The organism is Mycoplana sp. MJR14 (genome assembly GCF_029210525.1).
Taxonomy (GTDB): domain Bacteria; phylum Pseudomonadota; class Alphaproteobacteria; order Rhizobiales; family Rhizobiaceae; genus Mycoplana.
On record NZ_JARGEO010000002.1, the window covers coordinates 153,870 to 175,920 of the forward strand.

At 64.2% G+C, this 22,051-nt stretch carries 24 protein-coding genes and 1 tRNA gene; 13 read left to right on the top strand and 12 right to left on the bottom strand.

Annotated elements, in window-relative coordinates; genetic code table 11:
• Positions 1-59: 59 nt before the first annotated feature.
• Together smpB and dapA are read right to left on the bottom strand one after the other, a co-directional pair.
• Positions 60-539 (bottom strand): SsrA-binding protein SmpB, encoded by a 480-nt coding sequence (smpB, locus tag P0086_RS05010; protein WP_112597395.1) that lies wholly within the window; start codon positions 537-539, stop codon positions 60-62.
• An 8-nt stretch (positions 540-547) separates the two neighbouring features.
• Positions 548-1,432 (bottom strand): 4-hydroxy-tetrahydrodipicolinate synthase, encoded by an 885-nt coding sequence (gene dapA / locus P0086_RS05015; protein WP_112597393.1) that lies wholly within the window; start codon positions 1,430-1,432, stop codon positions 548-550.
• A 299-nt stretch (positions 1,433-1,731) separates the two neighbouring features.
• Here dapA and P0086_RS05020 point away from each other — a divergent pair, with 299 nt between their 5' ends.
• Positions 1,732-3,816 carry a lytic transglycosylase domain-containing protein gene (locus tag P0086_RS05020; RefSeq protein ID WP_275783168.1) on the top strand — a complete coding sequence of 695 codons (2,085 nt, stop codon included), beginning with the start codon at positions 1,732-1,734 and terminating at the stop codon, positions 3,814-3,816.
• Positions 3,817-3,967: 151 nt separating this feature from the next.
• On the top strand, positions 3,968-4,852 hold the full coding sequence (locus P0086_RS05025; protein WP_275783171.1) for an alpha/beta hydrolase: 885 nt from the start codon (positions 3,968-3,970) through the stop codon (positions 4,850-4,852).
• A gap of 255 nt (positions 4,853-5,107) precedes the next feature.
• On the opposite strand, the gene P0086_RS05030 is transcribed toward P0086_RS05025, so the two are convergent.
• Positions 5,108-6,193 (bottom strand): porin, encoded by a 1,086-nt coding sequence (locus P0086_RS05030; protein WP_275783174.1) that lies wholly within the window; start codon positions 6,191-6,193, stop codon positions 5,108-5,110.
• 508 nt (positions 6,194-6,701) lie between these two features.
• Positions 6,702-7,742 carry a porin gene (locus P0086_RS05035; protein ID WP_148189626.1) on the bottom strand — a complete coding sequence of 347 codons (1,041 nt, stop codon included), beginning with the start codon at positions 7,740-7,742 and terminating at the stop codon, positions 6,702-6,704.
• Between the two features lie 569 nt (positions 7,743-8,311).
• Here P0086_RS05035 and P0086_RS05040 point away from each other — a divergent pair.
• Both P0086_RS05040 and P0086_RS05045 read left to right on the top strand, forming a co-directional pair.
• On the top strand, positions 8,312-8,563 hold the full coding sequence (locus P0086_RS05040) for a porin (protein ID WP_162714648.1): 252 nt from the start codon (positions 8,312-8,314) through the stop codon (positions 8,561-8,563).
• 92 nt (positions 8,564-8,655) lie between these two features.
• Positions 8,656-9,693 (top strand): porin, encoded by a 1,038-nt coding sequence (locus P0086_RS05045; RefSeq protein ID WP_275783181.1) that lies wholly within the window; start codon positions 8,656-8,658, stop codon positions 9,691-9,693.
• 203 nt (positions 9,694-9,896) lie between these two features.
• On the opposite strand, the gene ftsZ is transcribed toward P0086_RS05045, so the two are convergent.
• Both ftsZ and P0086_RS05055 read right to left on the bottom strand, forming a co-directional pair.
• Positions 9,897-10,931: a cell division protein FtsZ gene (ftsZ, locus tag P0086_RS05050; protein WP_112607742.1), complete on the bottom strand. Its 1,035-nt coding sequence runs from the start codon at positions 10,929-10,931 to the stop codon at positions 9,897-9,899.
• Between the two features lie 296 nt (positions 10,932-11,227).
• The gene (locus tag P0086_RS05055; protein WP_162702343.1) at positions 11,228-11,398 is read right to left on the bottom strand and encodes a hypothetical protein; all 171 of its coding nucleotides are present in this window, start codon (positions 11,396-11,398) and stop codon (positions 11,228-11,230) included.
• Positions 11,399-11,578: 180 nt separating this feature from the next.
• On the opposite strand from P0086_RS05055, the gene P0086_RS05060 reads away from it, so the two are divergent.
• Complete coding sequence (locus tag P0086_RS05060; protein ID WP_275783185.1) at positions 11,579-11,995, top strand: DUF2934 domain-containing protein; 417 nt, start codon at positions 11,579-11,581, stop codon at positions 11,993-11,995.
• A gap of 73 nt (positions 11,996-12,068) precedes the next feature.
• Here P0086_RS05060 and P0086_RS05065 read toward each other — a convergent pair whose 3' ends face one another.
• Together P0086_RS05065 and P0086_RS05070 are read right to left on the bottom strand one after the other, a co-directional pair.
• Positions 12,069-12,293, bottom strand: a complete 225-nt coding sequence (locus P0086_RS05065; protein WP_112600576.1) for a hypothetical protein — start codon at positions 12,291-12,293, stop codon at positions 12,069-12,071.
• Positions 12,294-12,470: 177 nt separating this feature from the next.
• A complete protein-coding gene (locus P0086_RS05070; protein WP_275783187.1) occupies positions 12,471-12,746 on the bottom strand; it encodes a hypothetical protein in 276 nt (91 codons plus the stop codon).
• Between the two features lie 365 nt (positions 12,747-13,111).
• Here P0086_RS05070 and P0086_RS05075 point away from each other — a divergent pair, with 365 nt between their 5' ends.
• Positions 13,112-14,173: a PAN domain-containing protein gene (locus P0086_RS05075; RefSeq protein WP_275783190.1), complete on the top strand. Its 1,062-nt coding sequence runs from the start codon at positions 13,112-13,114 to the stop codon at positions 14,171-14,173.
• A 187-nt stretch (positions 14,174-14,360) separates the two neighbouring features.
• Here P0086_RS05075 and P0086_RS05080 read toward each other — a convergent pair.
• Positions 14,361-14,450 (bottom strand) — tRNA-Ser (locus P0086_RS05080).
• A gap of 430 nt (positions 14,451-14,880) precedes the next feature.
• Here P0086_RS05080 and P0086_RS05085 point away from each other — a divergent pair.
• Both P0086_RS05085 and P0086_RS05090 read left to right on the top strand, forming a co-directional pair.
• Entirely contained in the window at positions 14,881-15,321 is a 441-nt protein-coding gene (locus tag P0086_RS05085; protein WP_275783193.1) for a pyridoxamine 5'-phosphate oxidase family protein, read from the top strand.
• Positions 15,322-15,409: 88 nt separating this feature from the next.
• A complete protein-coding gene (locus P0086_RS05090) occupies positions 15,410-15,880 on the top strand; it encodes a ferritin-like domain-containing protein (protein WP_275783196.1) in 471 nt (156 codons plus the stop codon).
• Positions 15,881-16,078: 198 nt separating this feature from the next.
• On the opposite strand, the gene P0086_RS05095 is transcribed toward P0086_RS05090, so the two are convergent.
• Together P0086_RS05095 and P0086_RS05100 are read right to left on the bottom strand one after the other, a co-directional pair.
• Positions 16,079-16,336: a hypothetical protein gene (locus P0086_RS05095; protein WP_275783198.1), complete on the bottom strand. Its 258-nt coding sequence runs from the start codon at positions 16,334-16,336 to the stop codon at positions 16,079-16,081.
• Between the two features lie 178 nt (positions 16,337-16,514).
• The gene (locus P0086_RS05100) at positions 16,515-17,042 is read right to left on the bottom strand and encodes a YcxB family protein (protein ID WP_275783201.1); all 528 of its coding nucleotides are present in this window, start codon (positions 17,040-17,042) and stop codon (positions 16,515-16,517) included.
• Between the two features lie 304 nt (positions 17,043-17,346).
• On the opposite strand from P0086_RS05100, the gene P0086_RS05105 reads away from it, so the two are divergent.
• The gene (locus P0086_RS05105) at positions 17,347-17,718 is read left to right on the top strand and encodes an OsmC family protein (RefSeq protein ID WP_275783203.1); all 372 of its coding nucleotides are present in this window, start codon (positions 17,347-17,349) and stop codon (positions 17,716-17,718) included.
• A gap of 65 nt (positions 17,719-17,783) precedes the next feature.
• On the top strand, positions 17,784-18,821 hold the full coding sequence (locus P0086_RS05110) for a DUF3095 family protein (RefSeq protein ID WP_275783206.1): 1,038 nt from the start codon (positions 17,784-17,786) through the stop codon (positions 18,819-18,821).
• A 76-nt stretch (positions 18,822-18,897) separates the two neighbouring features.
• Here the strand turns inward: P0086_RS05110 and P0086_RS05115 are convergent, their stop codons facing one another.
• Positions 18,898-19,389 (bottom strand): MarR family transcriptional regulator, encoded by a 492-nt coding sequence (locus P0086_RS05115; RefSeq protein WP_112607724.1) that lies wholly within the window; start codon positions 19,387-19,389, stop codon positions 18,898-18,900.
• A 144-nt stretch (positions 19,390-19,533) separates the two neighbouring features.
• On the opposite strand from P0086_RS05115, the gene P0086_RS05120 reads away from it, so the two are divergent.
• The 3 genes from P0086_RS05120 (at position 19,534) to P0086_RS05130 (ending at position 21,992) form a co-directional block, all read left to right on the top strand.
• Positions 19,534-19,929, top strand: a complete 396-nt coding sequence (locus P0086_RS05120; RefSeq protein WP_148189618.1) for an Ohr family peroxiredoxin — start codon at positions 19,534-19,536, stop codon at positions 19,927-19,929.
• 283 nt (positions 19,930-20,212) lie between these two features.
• Positions 20,213-20,764, top strand: a complete 552-nt coding sequence (locus tag P0086_RS05125; RefSeq protein WP_275783212.1) for a cytochrome P460 family protein — start codon at positions 20,213-20,215, stop codon at positions 20,762-20,764.
• A gap of 193 nt (positions 20,765-20,957) precedes the next feature.
• Complete coding sequence (locus P0086_RS05130) at positions 20,958-21,992, top strand: calcium-binding protein (protein ID WP_275783215.1); 1,035 nt, start codon at positions 20,958-20,960, stop codon at positions 21,990-21,992.
• Positions 21,993-22,051 lie beyond the last annotated feature (59 nt).

Consider the following 22,051-nt stretch of genomic DNA (forward strand, 5'->3'; position numbering starts at 1 on the left):
GTGCCGCCAGCGCCGGAGAACGGGTATCAGGGGAACGGGTCTCAGGGAAAAGGGCCGGACTATCCGCGATCCTTCAGCAGCCTGCTCTTCTGGCGGTTCCAGTCGCGCTCCTTTGCGGTCTCGCGCTTGTCGTGCAGCTTCTTGCCCTTGGCGAGCGCCAGCTCGAGCTTCGCCCGGCCGCGGTCGTTGAAGTAGATCTTCAGCGGCACCAGCGTCATGCCCTCGCGGTTGACGGCATTGCGCAGCCGGTGCACCTCGCGCTTCGACAACAGCAGCTTCCGCCGCCGCCGCGTCTCGTGGTTGAAGCGGTTGGCCTGCAGGTATTCGGGCAGGTAGGAATTGATCAGCCAGATCTCGCCGCCCTCGTCGGAGGCGTAGGACTCGGCGATGTTGGCCTTGCCGTCGCGCAGGGACTTGACCTCGGTGCCGGTCAGCACCAGGCCCGCCTCGTAGGTATCGACGATCTCGTAGTTGAAGCGGGCCTTGCGGTTCTCCGCCACGATCTTCTTCACCGTCGCCGGCTTGGCCTTGACTGCCATGGCCGGCCTCAGTTCAAAAGACCGGCGTGCCGCAGTGCCGCGTCGATGGCCGCTTCGGTGGCAGGCTCCAGCGTCGACAGCAACGGCGAGCGCACCTTGCGGCTCATGCCGCGCAGGCGGTTCAGGCCGTACTTGGCGCCGCACAGCCCCGGCTCCATGAAGATCGCCTTGTGCAGCGGCATCAGCCGGTCCTGGAGTTCGAGCGCCTTGGCATAGTTGCCGGCGAGCGTGGCCATCTGGAACTCGGCGCAGAGCCGCGGGGCGACGTTGGCGGTGACGGAGATGCAGCCGACGCCGCCATGGGCGTTGAAGCCGAGCGCGGTCGCGTCTTCGCCGGAGAGCTGGACGAAGTCCTTGCCGCAGGCGATGCGCTGCTCGGAGACGCGCTCGATCTTGCCCGTCGCATCCTTGACGCCGATGATCGAGGGGTGGGCCTTGTGCAGCGCGCCCATCGTCTCCGGCGTCATGTCGATCACAGAGCGGCCGGGAATGTTGTAGATGACGATCGGCAGCTTCACCGCTTCGGCGATCGCCGCATAGTGGGCGAACAGCCCCTTCTGGGTCGGCTTGTTGTAATAGGGCGTGACCACCAGGATCGCATCCGCGCCGGCCTTCTCGGCATGCACGGCCAGTTCGACGGCCTCGCGCGTGTTGTTGGACCCGGCGCCGGCGATCACCGGCACGCGGCCGGCGGCAACCTCGATGCAGAGCTCGACCACCCGCTTGTGTTCGGCATGCGAGAGCGTGGGGGATTCACCCGTGGTGCCGACCGGGACCAGGCCGTGGCTGCCCTCTTTGACCTGCCACTCGACATGTGCTGCGAAGGCGGCTTCATCCACCTCGCCGTTTTCGGCAAAGGGGGTAACGAGAGCGGGTATGGACCCCTTGAACATGGAGAACTCCTGAGGCCGGAGAGGCGGAAATCCCATCCTTTGGCCGTATTCCTTGATTAAATGCTGCCGCACCATAATCATGTGGCGGTCGGGCGGCAAGCGGCGGAAGCGGCGTTTTCCCACTCCACCAGCAAGCGCGGAGGGCCCCGCTTGCGCTGGAAACGGGGGCAACCGACCGGCGTGGTCACATGGTCCTGAATTCCTTGGTAACCCTTCATTAACGAGACGGGACGCTAATCATCAGAGACGGATTCGCAAGCGCCTTTCGCGCAGGGGACAATCAGCGGGCGGGACGCCTCATGACCAGGGTCATCAGCCATGCGGCACTCATTCTGCTTGCGGTAACGGCTGTCGCGGCGTCGACGGCCCATGCCGGGACGCTGCCGGACGACAGGCTGCCCCTGCCCCGCACGAAGCCGCTCGGATTTGCCGCCAGCATGCCGGCGAACGAGGCGGGCGGCGCGATTGCCGGCATCACCGGCAAAGCGCCGGTCTCGGAGGCCCTGAAGAACGGCCTCGACGCCCTTTCGGACCGGAATGCGGCCGAGGCGCTGCGCATTCGCGACACCCTGCCGCCGGACAGTCTGGACCGGCATATCCTGACATGGGCGATCGCCGTATCCGGCCAGGCCGGCGTGCCCTCCTACGAGATCGCGACGGCACAGAAGACGTTGAAGGGCTGGCCGGGGCTGAAATCGCTGCGCGCCAATTCGGAACGGGCGCTCGCCCGCGAAAACGCTGCACCCGATGCCGTCCTCGCCGCCTTCGGCACGACGCGCGCCGAGACCGTGGAAGGCGCGATCGCGCTGGCACGGGCCAAGGCCGCCAAGGGCGACACGGCGGCGGCGCGCGAGGCGCTCCGGCCCTATTGGCACGCCGATGCGCTCGACCGCGACACCGAGACGAAGATCCTCGGCGAATTCGGTTCGCTACTCACGGTGGCCGATCATCGCCGGCGGATGGAGATGCTGCTCTACCGGGAACGGGCGCAGCAGGCGCAGCGCTTCGGCGACCTCGCCGAGGCGCAGTCCCTCTATCGCGCCTGGGCGGCCGTCGTCCACAAGGCGAAGAACGCAGAGGCGCTGCTCAAGGCCGTCGATCCCTCCTGGCACAGGGATCCGGCCTATGCCTTCCTGCGCGCCGAGATCGCCAACCGCGCCGAGAAGTACGCGCTCGCCGCGGAGCTCCTGTCGAAGGGCGCGCCGCGGGACGACGACAGCGACGACGACAGCGCGGCCTCCTCGGCCTGGTGGGTGGAACAGCGGATCGCCAGCCGCGGGCTTGCGGAACAGGGCAAATACGCTGCCGCCTACAAGCTTGCCGCCCATCACGCCGCCCGCAGCGAAACCGACATGGTCGAGGCGGAGTTCCACGCCGGCTGGTATGCGCTCAGGGGCCTGAAAGACCCGAAGACCGCCCTTTCGCATTTCCGGAAGATCCTGCGCGTCTCGAACCGACCGCTCGCCGTCTCCCGCGCCTGGTACTGGATGGGCCGGGCGGCGGAGGCCGGGGGCGCCGCGGAAGCCAGGGAATACTACGCGAAGGCCGCCCATTTCGGCGGCACCTATTACGGCCAGCTCGCCGCCGCCCGGATCGGGCAGCGTGGCCTGAACGTGGTCTATCCGACCCCGAGCCAGGACGAACGCGCGCGCTTCCAGTCGCGCGAGGCCGTCCGTGCGATCGACCGGCTGGCCGCGGCGGGGCACGGATGGCGGGCCGCAAGCCTCTACCGCGCCCTTGCCGAGGAGCTGCAGAGCCCCGGCGAACTGGCGCTGCTCGCCGCACGCGCGGAGACCGGCGGCGACCACCAGCTGTCGCTGCAGATCGGCAAGATCGCCTTCGGGCGCGGCATCGACGTCGCAGCGCTCGCCTTTCCGGTGGGCGTGATCCCGGCCAGCGCCAACATCTCCGGCTCCGGCAAGGCGCTCGCCTACGCCATCGCGCGGCAGGAGAGCGCCTTCAACCCCGCCGCCGTCTCGCCGGCCAATGCGCGCGGCCTGCTGCAGCTGCTGCCCGGCACGGCCAAGGGCGTGGCGAAGCGCTATGGCCTTGCCTACTCCGCCGAAAGGCTGACCAGCGATGCCGCCTACAATGCCACGCTCGGCGCCCATTTCCTCGGCGAGCAGATCAGCGACTTCAACGGCTCCTACATCCTGACCTTCATCGCCTACAATGCCGGCCCGCGCCGCGTCGGCCAATGGATCGAGCGCTACGGCGACCCACGCGGCAAGCCGATCGACGAGGTGGTCGACTGGGTGGAGAAGATCCCGTTCTCCGAGACGCGAAGCTATGTCCAGCGCGTGATGGAGAACTACCAGGTCTACAAGACACGGCTCGGACAGAAGGCCGACATCGTCCACGATCTGCGCCTCGGCCGGTCATAACGCGTCGGGGGAAGGCCGGCCGCGCCGCCGCGGCCCGCCATCGTGCTCGGGCCTTTCGCGCGGGTCGGCGCGGAACTGCCTGCTTGGGGCTGTCCATCGGGCCGGCCTTGCGGCAGGATGGCCGCATGGCACGCCCTTGCATGGAGACCGGATGACGGCCGAGACTTCGCCACCCTACCAGGAACGCTTTTTCCCCGCGCGCGACGGTCTCATGCTCCACGCCCGCGACTACGGCCCCGCCACCGCGGCGGCCGGTCAGGCGCCGGTCGTCTGCCTTGCCGGCTTGAGCCGCAATGCGCGGGACTTCCACGCCTTTGCCGGCGCGATCACCGGTGACTTCGGCCGGCGCGTGGTGGCGCTCGACTACCGCGGTCGGGGACGCTCGGCGATGGACGACAACAAGGCGAACTACAGCCTCGCCGTCGAATGCGCCGACGTCGAGACGGCACTGGAGGCGCTCGGCATCGAGAGCGCGATCTTCGTGGGTACGTCCCGCGGCGGGCTCATCCTTCATCTCCTCGCCGCCGTCGCGCCGCACAGGCTGAAGGGCGTCATCCTGAACGACATCGGACCGGTGATCGAGCCGAAGGGCCTGCAGGAAATCGCCACCTATCTCAACCGGCGGCAGGCGCCGGCCGACTGGGCGGACGCCGCCGCCATCCTCCAGGCGACGCATGGCGCGGCCTTTCCCGCGCTGACGCAGGCTGACTGGGACGAGATGGCGCGTGCGATCTATGTCGAGCGCGACGGGACGATCGTCGCCGACTTCGATCCGGCCATCGCCCGGCAATTGCTGGATCTGGACCTGACCGTCCCCCTGCCCGACCTCTGGGCTCAGTTCGACGCGCTCCGCCCCTTTCCGATGCTGGCGATCCGGGGCGAGCATTCGTCGCTGCTGTCGCCGGAGACCTTCGCGGCGATGGCAATGCGCCACCCGAACCTCACCGCGTTGACGGCCCGCGGCCAGGGCCACGCGCCGCTTCTGCATAAGCCGGACGTGCTTGCGGCGGTGAAGGACTTTCTGCTGCGGGTCTGACGCCTTTCGCCGACCCCTCCGGCATCTCGGCGTCCGATCCGGCGACGCCGGCAAACGCCTGCCCGCATACCCTCGCAGAGGACAATCGCCCGGTCGGATATCATCCGGTGGGAGCCCGCCGCCTATGATCCGGTGCGGCCTGGCGCGGCCGGCCAGGCTCCACCAACGGCCCAAGCCGTCTCTGTCGTTCGCTGAAACGACAAGAGCCCGGCCTTGCGGCCGGGCTCCCTCCAAAATGACCGAGGTCAGATCAGATTAGAAGTCGCGCTGGAAGCGGATCATGCCGCCCCAATCGTTGGCTTCTTCGCCAGCGAATTCGTCGAAGTCAGACACGTAGCTGACTTCCGGACGGATCGTGAAGCCCGGAACGACGGCATATGCCAGGCCAACCGAGGTTTCGAACTTGCCGGTGTCGGTGTCGAAGCCGGCACCTTCGTCCATGAAGTTGAAGTCGCCGTAGATGGCCAGCTTTTCAGTGGCCTGGTACTTCGCACCGAGCCAGACAGCCCAGTCACCGTACCACTGAGCGTAGTCGTTCTGGTAGTCACCGTCGGTGTTCCAGCCGGCCATGACGTATGCGCTGAAGGCGCCGAAGGTCGCGTTGATACGGCCCTTGATGGCACCTTCTTCGACGACAGCGTCGTAGCCGCCGACCAAGAATGCCTGGAAGCCGCCGGCCGAGTAGCCAACGCCGCCGACAACGTTCGGAACGTAGGTGTCGATCTCGCCGTCATCGCGGGTGAAGTCGCCAGCAGCGTCGCTGCTGTCTTCGATACCAGCCGTGAACGAGAAGCCGTTGCTGACGTCGCCGTAGGTGTAGCGGATCTGGTTGCGAGCCGTATCACCGTAGTTGACGAAGATGTAGTCGTTCATCGAGTAGCCGCCACCGATGTAGCCGCCCGCGAAGAGCGAGTCGGTGTAACCGATGAGGAAGCCGGCGAAGTCGATGTAGCCGTGCGCCAGGTTGGTGCTGCCGCCGTTGTTGTTGTCCTTCTGGAACTCAACTTCAGCGTAGGTCTTCAGGGCGCCGTATTCGGTGTCCGTGGCCGTCGAGAGCTTCAGGGTCGCGCGGGTACGGGTCTGCCAGGAGTCGCCGCCGCCACCGGGGAAGGTGTTCTGGCCGAGGACGTCGCCGCCGCGCCATTCAACGCGGATGTAGCCGCCGATCTTGAGGCAGGTTTCGGTGCCGGGGATGTAGAAGTAACCGGTGCCGAACGCGTCGCAGACGCGAACGTATTCCATCGGCTCCGGCTCAGCAGCGACGATCGCGTCGGCAGCCTGAGCGCCGGATACTGCTGCGAGAGCAGCAGCGGAGCCGAGAAGAAGGCTCTTGATGTTCATTTCTGACCTCCAGTCAAAAGTTTCATTCGGGTCTGGGTCTTTTTGCTGAAGGACAGCGTTCCCTGCCCCATCCCCAATTTCAGGAAGCGGACGATCACCGCCCCTGCTTCCGGAGTTGAAAATACAAAACGGAGAACTTGGTGCAATCTTGAAACCGTCGGAAGCAAGCGTTTGTCACACCCTTCCGGTTACCGTGTTGCGCAAAGGACACAAAACTGTAACCGGGAGACAGAAAAATTTACGATGCGTTAATAAAAGAGCTTACGATCCGCGCACTTAGCACGACGCAAAAGACGCTCCCGCCGCGGCGCGGACGGGCCGATTCATCCGGAAAACTGCCGTCCGGACGTGCGCAATGGACCGTTTTCAGGCGGGCGGCCCGTCGCAGCGGCACGGGATGGCGGCTGCCGACCGAGTTCGATTCTGTCCCGAATCGAGAATCATCGGGATCGCCAACGTGGAAAAGCCCGGCTTGCGGCCGGGCTTTCCCTTTGATTCGACGGATGGCTTAGAAGTTGCGCTGGAAGCGGATGATGCCGCCCCAGTCTTCGGCTTCCGGACCAGCCTTCTCGTCCATGTCGCTGCGGTAGTTGACTTCCGGGATGACCGAGAAGCCCGGAACGACCTGGTAGGCCACGTTCAGAGCAGCTTCGACGTTGTCGCCGTCGTCGAAGTTGACGGAGCCGTTGATCGTCGCCTTTTCGGTGAGCGTGTAGGAGCCGCCGAGCCAGACAGCCCAGTCGCCGTCCCAACGGGCGTACTTGTTCTGGAAGTCGCCGTCGGTGTTCCAGCCGCCCATGGCGAACAGCGAGACCGGGCCGAAGGTGACGTCGCCGCGAACCTTGATCGCGCCTTCTTCGGCGAAATCGTCATAGGCACCGACGGCGCGGAGCTGCCAGACGCCGCCATTGTAGCCGAGACCAGCAACGACGTTCGGCACGTAGCTGTCGTAGTCGACGTCGTCGCTGTCGCTGCCATCTTCGAGCGAGATGACGGCCGAGAAGCCGGCGCCGGTGTCGTACTTGTAGGTCAGCTGAGTGGTCTGGAAGTCGCCGTAGTCGACATCCCAGTAGTCGTTGATGTTTTCGTTGGCGAAGCCGGTGAAGCTGGAGAACGCCGAGTCGGTGTAGCCGACCAGGAAGCCGCCGAGCTCGATGTAGCCTTCCTGCAGGTAGCTGTCGGAATCGCTGTTGTCGTCACGGTCGAAGCGAACTTCCGTGTAGGTCTTCAGGGCACCGTATTCGGTGTCGGTCGCCGTGGAGAGACGCAGGGCTACACGGGTACGGGTCCGCCAGGAGTCGCCGCCGCCACCGGGGAAGGTGTCCTGAGCGCCGATGTCGCCGCCTTCGATGTCGACGCGGACATAACCGCCGATCTTGAGGCAGGTCTCGGTGCCGGGGATGTAGAAGTAGCCGGTGCCGAAAGCGTCGCAGACGCGAACGTATTCCATCGGCTCGGGCTCGGCAGCGACGATGGCGTCGGCAGCCTGGGCGCCGGAAACTGCTGCGAGTGCCGCAGCGGAGCCAAGAAGAAGGCTCTTGATGTTCATTTTTGACCTCCAGTCAAACATTCTGATCCGATTGCGTCGGCGGGCGAACTCCTCGTCCATCCGTCCGACTGACGCATGCCCGGGACGGGAAGCCCTGACCTGCTGCAGCCACATTGCAGCCAGACCGCTGCCGCGCAACCAACAAAATTGAATAAGACCTTCCGCTTTCAAATAGATCGCCACAATTGTTGCAATAATAACACGTCAGTTTTGAGTGAATTTTGCCCATCTATCTGATTCCTTTCGGTTTTTAAGCGGACATTGATAACATTTCTGATCCTCAGTAACACTTTTGTTTCTTACTTTTACTTCGTAATCGAGCTACAATTTTTATAGAAATGCGAAAAACGCAGGATATGAAATGAGTAAAACCTGATATATACGTATTTATACTTAATTCACTGAGAAAAACGATGAATGACCTCCGTTCTCCCGACGCCGCCCGCAATAGATCGCATCGCCGCTCCGCGGGCGCCGAGATTCGCGGCCATGGATCAGCCTTGCCTATGGTGGCAGGATCGGCGAACATGACTTGGAAACGGCATCGGAAAGGCCAGGGTTCAACGCTCATGCGCCGCGGAAGCGTCCATTTCTACGTGCTCGCCTGCATGATCTTCAGCATGGGGGCGAGCGCTGCGGCTGACGAGGCCATCCCCTCGCACAAGCCGCCCGAATCGACCGAGGCCGACGGTTGCCGGCATTTCGGACCGGGCTATTTCAAGCTCGCCGGCACCGAGACCTGCATCAAGATCGGCGGCAGCATCCGGTTCGACGTCGGCGGCGGCGTCGCCACGCGCGGCGACGGGCCGTCCGAAGACTGAGACCAGGCCCCGCTTCGGCGGGCCCGGGGATAATTCCGCCACCGCGGCGGTCGCCGCGCGAAGGGCATGGGGCCATGCGCAAGAGACCGGCAATGCGCACGATTTGTCTTCCCGCTGCAGTCCTTGCAGCCGCTTGCGCTGCGACGACGTCCCGCGGCGCCGACGCGATCGTTGCGGACGCGGCCTCTCCTCTCGAATATGTCCGCGTCTGCGACGCCTTCGGCACCGGCTACTTCTATATCCCGGGCACGGAGACCTGCCTGAAGATCGGCGGCTACCTGCGGGCGGAGGCCTCGGGGGGCGATGTCAACGAACAGGATACGTTTCCGGGCGGCGGCGGCGATTCCTGGTCCACGCGCGCACGGCTGGCGCTGCGCCTGTCGACGGCGGCCGATACGGATTTTGGCACGCTTTCGACCTATAGCGAGGCGGAAATCCAGAACGACGACAACGGACCGACGGAGATCAACGTCGAGAACGCCTATCTCGAGCTCGGCGGCCTGCGCGTCGGTTTCTCCGACACGCTCTACACCGAGTTCATGGGGGATGCCGGCAACACCATCAACGACTTCTACGACGTCGACTACGGCGACTTCGGCCGCACGCAGATCCGCTACACCCATGGCGGCGAGAAGGGCTTCAGCTTCGCCTTCGCCGCCGAGGACAGCAGCGACCAGGACGGGGACCAGACCGACAGCTACATGCCCGACCTGGTCGCGGCAGCGGGATACGGCACCGACACGTTCAGGATCCGCGCAACCGGCGGCTATGACGAGCAGGCGGAAGCCGGCGCCGCCAAGCTGCGGGTGGACGGCATCCTCGGCCCGGTCGAGCTCTTCGCCATGGGCGGCTGGACCATCGGCGGCGAGCCGAACGACTATGCAAGGTGGAGCGGCGACTGGGCGCTCTGGGTCGGTGGTTCGTTCAAGATGACCGACAAGGCGACGATGAACGCGTCGGCCAACTTCGACGACGGCGGCGACACGGAAGCGGCGCTGAACCTCAGCTACACCGTCGTGCCCGGCTTCACCGTCACCCCGGAAGTCAACTACCGCAACCACATGGAGGAGAAGGCCGGCCCGAAGGCGGGCGACTGGGGCGGGGTGGTCCGCGTCCAGCGCAACTTCTGAACCGCCCGAAGGGTGCGCAGAGGCGCGGCTCGCAGAACAAGGCCTCGCACAGTGGAGGCGGAGGCGGCGCCGCCGTTTCCCGCAAGGCACGGCGACCGGGGAACCCTACGGGGACCCGACCGAGACCCCGCGCCGGCGTCGGCACGATCGCCGACGCAATCGAGGCCCGGCGGATCCGGGCCCCTGTCTGCAGACGGCGTCCGTCAGCGCTGGAAGTTGACCACCATGCCGGGTGCGGCGGCGGCGCCGGTGCCCGGCTGGACCTCCTCGGCCTCGCCGGCGCCGAGGCCGGTCGCCACCACCGAGACGCGGAAGGTGCCGGCCAGATCCTGGTCGAAAATCGCGCCGACGACGATGTTGGCGTCGTGATGGACCTCGTCGCGGATGCGCGAGGCCGCCTCGTCGACCTCGAACAGGGTCATGTCGGTGCCGCCGGAAATGGAGATGAGCACGCCCTGGGCGCCCTTCATCGAGGCCTCGTCGAGCAGCGGGTTGGCGATCGCGGCCTCGGCCGCCTTCATCGCCCGGCCCTCGCCGCTCGCCTCGCCGGTGCCCATCATCGCCCGGCCCATGTCCTTCATCACCGCCCGGACGTCGGCGAAGTCGAGGTTGATCAGGCCTTCCTTGACGATCAGGTCGGTGATGCAGCTGACGCCGGAATAGAGCACCCGGTCGGCCATGATGAAGGCATCGGCAAAGGTGGTGTTGGCGGTCGCGACGCGGAACAGGTTCTGGTTGGGGATGACGATGACGGTGTCGGCGCTCTCGCGCAGGCGGGCAATGCCCTCGTCCGCCATCTGCATGCGGCGCCGGCCCTCGAAGCTGAACGGCTTGGTGACGACGCCGACCGTCAGGATGCCGGCCTTCTTCGCCGCCTGGGCGATGACGGCCGCAGCGCCGGTGCCGGTGCCGCCGCCCATGCCGGCGGTGACGAAGCACATGTGGGTGCCCGCCAGGTGATCCATGATCTCGTCGATCGATTCCTCGGCCGCGGCCCGGCCGATCTCCGGATGGGCGCCGGCGCCGAGGCCGCCGGTGATGTCGGAGCCGAGCTGGATGATCCTGGTCGCCTTCGACATGGTCAAGGCCTGGGCGTCGGTGTTGGCGACGACGAAGTCGGCACCCTGCAGGTCTTCGGCGATCATGTTGTTGACCGCATTGCCGCCGCCGCCGCCGACGCCGATCACGGTGATCTTCGGCCGCATCTCCGCGACCTCATGGGCCCGGGAATTCGTCATGTCTCGTCTCCTCGTAGCATCGGGGGCGTCACGTTCAGCCTGCCGGCAATCGCGAATCACCGCATCCCTGTTCGTGACTACCGGATAGCAGATGTCCGCCACAAATGAACGCAACCGGCAGTTCCCTCCAGCGAGTCGCGCACGAATCGATGAGACCGGAAGAATGTGACTTTCTGCCGGCAGCCGGAAATCCGTACCGGCCTTTGAACGCGAGAATGCCCGCAGCCGGCAGCGGCAGTTGAGCCCGGTGCCTGTGCCGGCGACGACCGGGACCGGGCGAAACACTGGCGCGGCGGCTACTTGAGGCCCAGCCTGTCGCGATGGTAGGCCTCGTATCGCCTCGCCTCGTCCTCGCTCGCGAATGCCGAATGAACGGTGCTGTCGTCGACACGCACCGTCACGATCCACTTGCCGCTCTGCTTGACGACCGTGACCGCCTTTTCCGGACCGTTGCTGCTCTTGCCCAATCCAACCTCCTGCCCCTTCGAGCCACCCGAATAAGGTAACGCGCGAGCCATGCGAATTTGTTTCGCAACCGCTGATAACGGTTTCGTGAACACCGCCGCCGCCGACCGGCGACGAGGCCCCTGCGGGTGCCGGGGCGGCTGCGACATCGAAATGGTGGACGGATCGCCCGGCATGGAACATTGTCGCAGGGCGGCGCTCTTGAGGTGTCTTGGGAAACTAGGAGACAGGGAATGACGAACGGCAGCGACAGACAGGAACTGATCCGCAAGAAGGCCTATGCGATCTGGGAGACGGAAGGGCGCCCGGACGGCCAGGACGAACGCCACTGGCGGCAGGCCGAGGCGGAAATCGAGACCGCCGCGCCGGCCGCAAGGCCCGCCGCCCGGAAGGCATCCGCCACCAAGCCGGCAACCAGGAAATCCCCGGCCGCGAAATCGAAAGCCGAGGCAGCCGCTGCCGGAAAACCGGAAGCGCAGACATCGGCAGTGTCAAAACCTGCAGCCAAGAAAACGGCAGCCAAGCAGCCCGCCGCCAAGCGGTCAGCCACAAAGCAACCGGCCAAGCGCCGCGCAAAGCCGGCTGCGGATCCCGCCTGAAGCCAGCCCCGACATCGATCGCATATTTGCAGGCTGGGTCGGCCCGGGCCGGCCCGCTCCAATCCGCCTGTGTTCAGCCTGTCGGGCGCCGCAGGCGGTTGCCGGCCATGGACATGAGCTTCTCGGGTTCGCGAGCCCCGGCCTTGTAGAGCTGGATGACCTGCTTGGCGAGTTCGTCGGCGGCGGCGGACCTCTGCGAGAGCAGGCACTCCTTGCAGAGATCGTCAAAGACCCGCTGCAGCATAGCGAGATCACCCGGCCCGACGAAATCGTCGGCTCGGATAAAGCGCGTAATCATCGACACCTCCCTTTTTGGTGGAAGAGAGTGCGCCCTCCTCCCGGGCGCCACAAGCAATCATGAAGTGTAACACATCCGGGGTTTCCGTCGATCCGGCCGCGAGCGGGGCCCGGCCTCGATGGGGGACCCGGCGCAGGCATGCAACGCCGCGATCCGGCGCCGGCCGCAACCCGCCCGTCAGTGCAGCGTCGGCGGGGCGTCCACGGCCTCGCCGGCATCGAGCAGCGCGATCAGCCCGATCTCCCGCACGCCCTGCTCGAATTCCTCCCATGCCGCCTGGTCGGTCGGGAAGAGCTCCTCCCAGACGGTCGAGCTGCCGTCGGGCTCCGCCAGTTCCAGCACCCAGCCGGCCGCGCCCTCGAGCTGGTAGATCTCGACGTCGATCGTCATGCCGTCGGACGTGAACTTGCGCGACAGTGCAGATCTGAGGATTCTCGGCTCTCGCTTGCTCATCGGTCCGTCGCTCCGCATCACATGCCGCCGACCGCCCGGAAGGCGCCAGCGCGCGTCGGGAGAAGCGGGAAGAGAACTTCAGAGCCATACTGCCCCGGATCTTCGGAAAAATCGATGGCCGATCGGGGTGGAACGACAGGCCCTACTACCGATCTGGGGCATGACGACTGCCATTTTTGCTATTGAGTTCCCCAGAATACCGAGCGTTGCTGCTTTCACCTTGACCACATTGTCACTTTGACACCGCGAGCGCACTGAACTTTACTGGTGTTGGGTGGCTGGAGGGAGTGGTGACTAGGGTCTTAGCACTTTTGTTTGCGCTGTTGGCGACCTCGACTGGGGCGCTTCGAGCAGCCGACATTCAGATGGAGCGCCTTGAGAAAGGTACGATCATCGCCGTGGAGGGTACGTTCGTCGAGGGCGACGATGTGCGCTTCAAGAATCTGGCGATCGCTGCCGACAGCGCGGTTGTTGTTTTTAATAGCCCAGGTGGCCTCGCGCACGTTGGCATGGAGATTGGCCGCACGATTGCCATCAAAGGCTTCGTCACAGCTGTGTTCCAAGACCATATCTGCGCCTCGGCATGCGGTCTTGCTTGGATAGCTGGCAAAACGCGCTTTCTTCATCCGACCTCCAAGGTCGGCTTCCACGCGGTCTTTACCGATCAATACGGTCAACAGGATGTAAGCAGCGCCGGCAATGCGTTGGTCGGCTCCTACCTGCAAAAATTGAATCTCAGCGAGAATGTCATTGTCTATGTGACGCAGGCAAATCCGTCTTCGATGCAATGGCTTACCGCAGAAGATGCGCGACGGATCGGCTTGGATGTCGAGCCGATACCGCAGTCGGTCGAGCCTTCGCCGCCATCGTCCAACGTCCCGGTTCCGTTTGGCTCCACCTCGCAAGAGCAGGCCAACCTGCCGCAGCAAACGCCGGCAATTTCACCCATGCCTCCTTCATGGCAATTCTACGACCATACGGACCTCCCCGGATATGACCTTCCGGGCATGCCGTTGAGAGTGGCTTCAGCAAACCACTGCCGCAAGGAATGCGAAGCCCATGACCGCTGCTCCGCGTTCACTTACAACGTGCCCCAGCGGGCCTGCTTCCTAAAGGGGATGGCGACCGAAGCCCTGCAGTACTCCGGGGCCGTTTCTGGATATATCGGATCTCCAGAGGACATCATGAGAGTCGGGCGTGACTTTGGTCCAACGCTTGCTTTCAGGACGAGTCGCGATATCGAGATTGTCGCGAGGCCTTTTGCTCGATTTCAGAACTATTCCTTGTCCGCGTGCCAGGACCAATGCGTCACGTCATCGCGGTGCCAAGGGTTCAGTTACTTCAGAAGCGGTATGTGCCTGATGTTCGATGTGCGCAAACCGACACGACGGAACCTGCTGTCCGTTGCTGGCTCGCGTTCAAACTAGTTGCGAGCGCGGCTTGCCAGCATCAGTGACACTGCATTTGGCTGATCAGCATGCTGCACCTTGACGCGACATATGTCGCGCTGGAGCACCACGATGCGAATCGTCGACAACCCGTTGGGCACGAGGCTGTCACCCATGTCCTGGGTACGCTCAGTTACCTATGTCTCCGGGTCGGACAGGGGAAGGATGGCGGAGAAGAAGGGATTCGAACCCTCGATACCGTTTCCGGTATACTCCCTTAGCAGGGGAGCGCCTTCGACCACTCGGCCACCTCTCCGTCGCGGTTTCAGTATGCGGCGAATGCTGTGATTGCAAGGCTTTTTTGCGGTACTCGCCAGAATTTTCCCGCGCCATCCTATGCCTCCCCCATACGGGAACAGACGCGAACAAACCTTGGTTTCCGGCGCGCTCCCGCAAAGTTTCCGCAACATTTGATCCCGCTTCGTTCTCAAACGAGAAGTGGAAGGCGAGCTTTTGGGCGAGCGCGCCGATCGATGGATTGGCGAGCGTTACGTCCACTGATTCCCGACCGCCCTCGGCGCGCGGGCGTATGACGTTCTTGGTCTGACCAGTGGTCTCAGACGCCTCTTCGGCGCGCGCCCCGGCAACACCTGCTGCACGTTGCGGAACGTCGCGGCGCAAGGCGCGTTTACTTCGCCGAGAGAGGTGCGCTCGCGATCAGGGCGAGACCAATTCGGGAGGTTTCGATGACGGATCTGACGCTGCAGGACATTGCAAGGGAAATGAAGGCCATCGATTTCGGGATGCTGTCCACGCGGAGCGAGAGCGGCCGGATTTCCGCCCGCCCGATGAGCAACAACGGCGACGTCGAGTTTGATGGCGACTGCTATTTCTTTTCCTACGAGGACACGCGGAAGGTCGCCGATATCCGGCAGGCGCCGGGCGTCTCGCTCACCTTCAGCGGAGCCCCTTCCCTTTTCGGAAAGCCCGGGATCTTCGTCGCCGTCCAGGGCGATGCGGTGCTGAGCAAGGACAAGACCGAGTTCCAGCAGCATTGGGTCGACGGCCTCGACCGGTGGTTCCCGGACGGCATCGAAACCGAGGGGCTCATCCTGATCAAGGTGGTCGGGAACAGGGTCGACTACTGGGACGGCAATGCGAACGGCACGATCGAGATCGCCCGCTAGCACGTCGGGCGAGACTTCGCGCACGCGCTCCGGAACGATCTCTGCCGCAGATCGTTGAAGCAGCGCCACAACCCATCGGGAGGATAAGATGCAGTCACTGTCCGAACTGTTCGAACACACCCTGAGGGACGTCTATTTCGCGGAGAACGAAATCGCGAAGTCGCTTCCCAAGGTCTCCAAGGCCGTGAAGAGCGCGGAGCTGAAAAAGGCGCTCGATGCCCATCTGGACGAGACGAAGGGGCAGATCGAAACGCTGAAGAAGGTCTTCAAGACGATCAACGTCAAGCCGGCCGGCGAAAAGTGCGATGCCGCCGAGGGTCTCTTGAAGGAAGCCGACGGCATCATCGACGAGGGCAAGGGCGTTGCGCTCGATGCCGGCGTCCTTGCCGCCTGCCAGGCGGTCGAGCACTACGAGATTGCCCGCTACGGCTCGCTGCGCGAGTGGGCCAAGGTTCTCGGAAACGAGGAGGCGCACGTGCTGCTGAGCGAAATCCTCGATCAGGAGAAGGCGGCAAACAACGTGCTGACCAACCTGGCCGTCTCGAAAATCAATCACTGAGCCATGCCCGGTCGCAGGTTCCTCGTGAAGGACGGCGCGTTCCAGTTGGCTGCGCGCCGGCCGACCGGGGCAAATCCGCACCACCGCTCCTCCAGACTGCGCTCGCCGCGGCCTGGAGATCAGGCTTGGCAAGCTTCGGTCTCGCGGTCGTTCATGCGACTGAAAGGTGACTGTCCGAGGTCGCCGCTCGACGTCCCCTCAATGGGGTACGCTGCCTCTGACGCAGTTGTCCGGTTTCTCCCCATTCGCCCGTTGCTTCGCCGGGCGGACGATTTCCAGATATACAGCCCTATCCCTCACCCCGGCGCGATAGAGAATCATCATGCGCCGTGCGACCTCGTCGGCCGCCGCCGACCGGTGCGCGATGTGCTCCTGTTCGCAGACCTTATCGAAGAGCTCCCGAAGCCGCGCAGCCTCGCCGGGGCCGGTACATCCAGCATTTGCGAAATCAACCATAGCCCTATCCTCCAAACGACGGAGCTTGCTCCTCCGGAGGGCGCAGGACAACCAACTATCGCGTTAGAAGGGGAACATTCACGAAGGCTCAGCCGGACGGCGGCCACGCCGGGATGGCTCGCTCCGCAGACGTCGCGCGTGGCAGGTTGCTTCCATGGGACTGCCCACGGGTTGGCCGCTAACGGTTTCGTGTTTTCAACTGGACCAGGTTCCACAGCCTTTCGGCGTCTGCTGGAGAAAAAGCGCGCCACGGTGCGAAACGCTCGCCGCCGGCCTGCATTTTCATGACCAGGTGCCGCCGGGTTCTTCTCGCCCGCTTCACGGCGGACCAGGGTGTTTGCAGTGACGCGCCGGCCGCATCCGATATCGTCATTCCAGTCTGATCCACCACATAGGAGAGTATCTTGTTCTGTGCGGGAAGCCGGATGAACGGCAGAGCGCCAAATAGCAGCATCAGTGAGGCGGCAATGATCGGCATTTGCAACATCTGCCATCCCCCGCTGCGAAATGTCCTGTAAATTGCTTGTCCCGGATCGCTCCAAATTGGCGCAACGCCACTGGCAGAATAGTAAAACAGACAAAAACCAAACTGCACCAACTCCAATAGGACCAAAACCTTGATCATCCGGGGTAGCAGGAAGCTCAAGTTGTCGATTTGAGTGAGTGTGGCTCTTCCGGTGATCGCTTGTGTTTCGGGTCCACTCATAGTCTTCACCTACCCAGGGTATCAACGGTGGCACAGCGCACCGCTGTGGCTGCAATACGCTGGATCGACCTGTTCGCTCAACCCTCCCCTGAGTCATCTTCCGCTATGTGACACCGGCGCTCCCGGCAAGCCGGCATGGCGACCCGACCCACGCTCCCCTTGGTGCTTTCCTGTTTCGAGCCCCCCACCGACCCGCATAATCATCGCATCCGATCAGATCGCATATTTTGTTGACTCGCAGCGATCCCATGTGTATTTACATCGCATCCGATATAAACGGATCCGATTAAAAATGGAGGCATCGATGACAGAGACGCATTTCGTTCCCGATTCCAGCAGCACTACCGGAAGGCGCGTCGAGGGGCCGGCCGTTCCCCGGCCGCCGCTGCATCCGACCGCAAGGCGCCTGTTCGGCGCCGCGTGGTCGGCCTGCTACCTGGGCGCCGTCCAGGTTGCCGCCTTCGAGCGGCACATCGCGCTTCCGCCGGGGGCGGAGGTGGACGCCGAGATCGACCTCGACGACGGCGGTTCGCATGCGCTGCGGGCCCGCCTGAACGTCAGCATGCCCGGCGTCGACCGAGAGACGGCGCGCGAACTCATCGATGCGGCCCACACCATCTGTCCCTATTCCCGGGCGGTCCACGGCAACATCGACGTCGCGACCAACCTGGTCTGAACCCGATCCGGTCGGGTCCGCCGCATGCGCCTGCGGACCTGACGCCCCCACTTTGGAGGACTGTCATGCGGAAGGCCGACGCCTTGTCCCTGAACGCCCATGGCGCGTTTTCGCGCCTGCTCGATCCCGACGTCTACGAACCGCTGCCGGACGACTGGCTCGTCGGCATCACCGATGTCGTCGATTCGACGGTGGCGATCGCCTCCGGGCGATATGAGGACGTCAACTTCGCCGGGGCGTCGGCGATTGCCGCCCTGGGCAACGCCTGGGGACGCTTCGATTTTCCCTTCGTTTTCCGGGGCGACGGCGCCGCCTTTGCCCTTCCCCCGGAAGGCCTCCTGACCGCGACGTCGGCGTTGCGGCAGGTGCGGGCCTTCGCAGCAACGCACCTGCGTCTCGATCTTCGCGTCGGCCTGCTGACCGTGTGCGACATCCGCGCCCATGCGCACGACGTCCGGGTCGCCTGCTTTGCGCCGAGCGCGAACGCCCGCTATGCGATGTTCTCGGGCGGCGGGTTGAAGTGGGCGGAGCAGCAGATCAAGGACGGCCGCTACCTGGTCGAGCCCGGGCGCTATGCGACCGATCCGGATCTGACCGGCCTCGCCTGTGAATGGCAGCCGTTCGCCAGCCGTCGCGGCGAAATCCTGTCGCTCCTGGTCGAGCCGTCCGAATATGCGACGGCCGAGGGTTTTTCGGCGCTGGCGAAAGAGGTGCTTGCCATTGTCGACGCGGACCCGCGCCAGTCCCATCCGCTGCCGGACGAAATCGGGCGGCCCAAGAGCAGCCGGTCGCGCGTCAGCGCCGAGCGTTGGTCGAACGTCGTCGCAAGTTCGGATTTCCGCAAGTTCGACGACGGCCTGCGGCTGACGCTGGATTGCACCGTGGAGCAGATCGAAACCGTCGAGGCCGTCCTTGTCGCGGCGCGCGCACGCGGCGAAATCAGCTTCGGCCTCCACCGTCAGTCGCATGCGTTGATGACCTGCCTGGTGCCGTCGGGCGGATCTGGGGCGCATCTGCATTTCCTGGACGGGCAGGATGGCGGCTATGCGAAGGCCGCCCTGATGATGAACCCGGACAAGCTCCGCAAGGCGTCGCCGCACTAGCCGGAAGCCGGATCGCCGGACAGATGAGATCGAAAATCTCCGGGTCGGCCGGTGCCGACCCGAAGCCGTTGCCGGGCTATCGCTTCGCCGTTGCCGGCTGCGCCGCCTGCAGAAGGCTGTCGCGCATTTTCGCCACCGATCGCTGGACGCTGGCGAAGTCGTCGCCCAGGCCGGTCGCGCCGACAAGCGCGGCACCGGGGTTCGTTTCGATCAGCGCCCTTCCTGCCGGTGTCAGCGTCACACGAACCTGCCGCTCGTCGGCCGGGTCGCGCCGACGCTCCAGGTAGCCTTCGGACTCGAGTTTCTTGAGCATGGGCGTCAGCGTGTTCGATTCCAGGAAGAGCTTTTCTCCCAGCGCGCCGACGGTCTGCTCGTCTTCCTCCGAGAGCGCGACCATCGTCACGTACTGGGTATAGGTCAGGCCGAGCTTGTCCAGCAGCGGCTTGTAGGCGCGGCCGAAGGCGAGGTTCGCGGAGTAGATCGCGAAGCACATGAAGTTCGAGAGCTTTTCGGTGCCGCCGTCGCTTGCGGGCGTCTCCTGCGGCTCTCCTTTCCGGGACGTGGGCATGTCGGTTCCTCTTTGTGGTCGATGTCCTCCTCTATATAAATCGCATCCGATTAAATCGCAATGTTGTTGACATCATTTTTGAGATCGCTTATATAGATCGCATCCGATTGAAACGGATGCGATCAAAAACGAAAGGACATCGCAATGACTGAGAAGGTTCTCTTCACCGGCAAGACGCACAACACCGGCGGCCGCGACGGCGGCACCCGCAGCAGCGACGGCATGCTGGACCTGCGCCTGGCGCAGCCGCATCCGGCCGCCGAAAACCTGTTCGGCGCGGCCTGGTCCGCCTGCTACATCGGCGCGATCGAGCTCGCTGCCCTGCAGCGGAAGGTCAAGCTTCCGGCCGGCCCCGCAGTCGACGCCGAGATCGATCTGAACGCTCTGGACGGGTCGTACTTCCTGCGCGCACGTTTCAACGTCAGCCTGCCCGGCCTCGACCGTGACGTGGCACATGCGATCATTCACGCTGCCCACGAGATCTGCCCCTACTCCAAGGCGACGCGCGGCAATATCGACGTCGAGACCAACCTGGTCTGAACCGGACGTCGAACAAATAGACCAGCATGAAGGGATGCGTGGCTCTCCGGCAGGAAGCCACGCATTTCGCTTGACGTCCCAGGAGCCGGCCGGGTCGCCATATGAGCCATCGCTGATGGACGCTCTCCCCGCCATGTGAGATAGTCGGCAGGCCTTCGGCCCGCGTCCAGGAACCGGGTTTCGGGCCGAAGCTTCTCAAGTCCATTGCCAATTTCGTCGCTCGCCGCGGTCCGGTCATCGGCGCGGTGCCATTGCGATCTCATAGGACAGCGGAGGGCGCGTCGTGAGGAGAGAAATCCTGACCGGTTTGTTCGTGTCGGCCATTCTGGCCTTCGTCGGCGGCGTCGCCATCGCCGCGCAGGACAAGTTCACCGTGCAGGTCCCGGGCGGCCTGTCGCTTGGCGAATGTCGCGGCTACGACGACTGGCCTGCGGTCGCCGCAAGCCTGCCGGAGGAACCCGAAGTGAAGCTCAATCTGATCGTGGCGAACCCCACCATGATCGCGGCCTACAGGGCGGGCATACCGGCCGAGGGCAAGCATTTCCCCGACGGATCCAGGATCGTCAAGATCCTCTGGGTGCCGAAGAACAACGACGTGGCGCCGTTCGGCGTCAAGGTCCCGGACCGGATTTCGAGCATCGGCTGCATGGTCAAGGACAGCAGTCGCTTTGCGGACACCGGCGGCTGGGGCTACGCCCAGTTCGACTACGACCCGGCTTCCGACACCCTCGTGCCGAATACCGCCTTGCAGGGCAACGACGCCAAGTGTGGCGCCGCCTGCCATCAGCTTGCGGAATCGACCGACTTCATCTTCACGGCCTACGGCAAGCGATAGAACCGGCCGAAATTCCGGGCGAAGCGGCCAGCCCTCGCCCCCGCGAAAACGGGGCGCGGCGCACCCTGCCATGGTTGCAGGACGGCGCTGCCGTGCCGTCACCGCGACGTGAACGGTCCATTCAACGCCCATTCAGGAAAGATGCATAAGCTGCCCTCCAGCAACGAAGCATTGCAGCAAGAGGACGATTACCATGGGTTGGAACGGCTACACCTACTACGGCACCGACGGGCGCAACACCGTCTACCAGGATGACCGCGACGAGGTCGACATCTTCACCTATGGCGGCAACGACACGATCTATCTGAACCTGGCCGACAAATGGGGCGGCTTCAACTATGTCGAGGCCGGCAGCGGCAACGACTATGTGAAGAACTGGTTCGAGGGCGGCAACAAGATCGAACTCGGCTCGGGCGACGACACCTACATCCACAACGGCTATGCCATCGACGACGACTACTATGACCGGGTCTATGGCGGCTCCGGGGACGACTGGTTCGAGGTCCTGACGCTGCAGAGCGACTACTATGGCGAAGACGACGACGACACGTTCCTCTCGGCCGGCTACGACAACTACTTCAACGGCGGTTCCGGCCGCGACACGCTGAGCTACGAGTTGCAGGACGACAGCGACCTGAGCGGCCGGGGTGTGCTCGTGGATCTCGACGGCAAGTACGCGAAGGTCGGCGCGAACAAGGAGACCTTCACCAGCATCGAAAACGCCATCGGCACGGGCTACGACGACACGCTGCGCGGCAATTCCGGCGCCAACGACCTGGAAGGCGGCAGCGGCAACGACATCCTGTCGGGGCGCAGCGGCAACGACTATCTCTACGGCGGCTCGGGCAGCGACGAGCTCCTGGGCAGCAACGGCAACGACGACCTGATCGGCGGCCGCGGCATGGACATTCTCGACGGCGGCACGGGCGCGGACTACTTCATCTTCGATTCCATCAAGGATTCTGTCGTCGGCAGCAATCGCGACGTGATCGAGGACTTCTACCGCTCGGAGAAGGACAAGATCGACGTCAGCAACATCGACGCCAACGTCGACAGGAGCGGCAACCAGTCGTTCACCTTCATCGGTACCCATTCGTTCAACGACAAGGCCGGCGAACTGCGCTACTCGGGCCACATCATCTCCGGCGACGTCGACGGCGACGGCAGGGCCGATTTCCAGATCGATGCCAACCTGACGAAGTACTATTCCAGCGACTTCGTTCTCTGAGCGAAGGCCGCCTCCGAACGAAGAAGCTCTCGAAAGAGCGACAGGGCGCCGGCAATCAC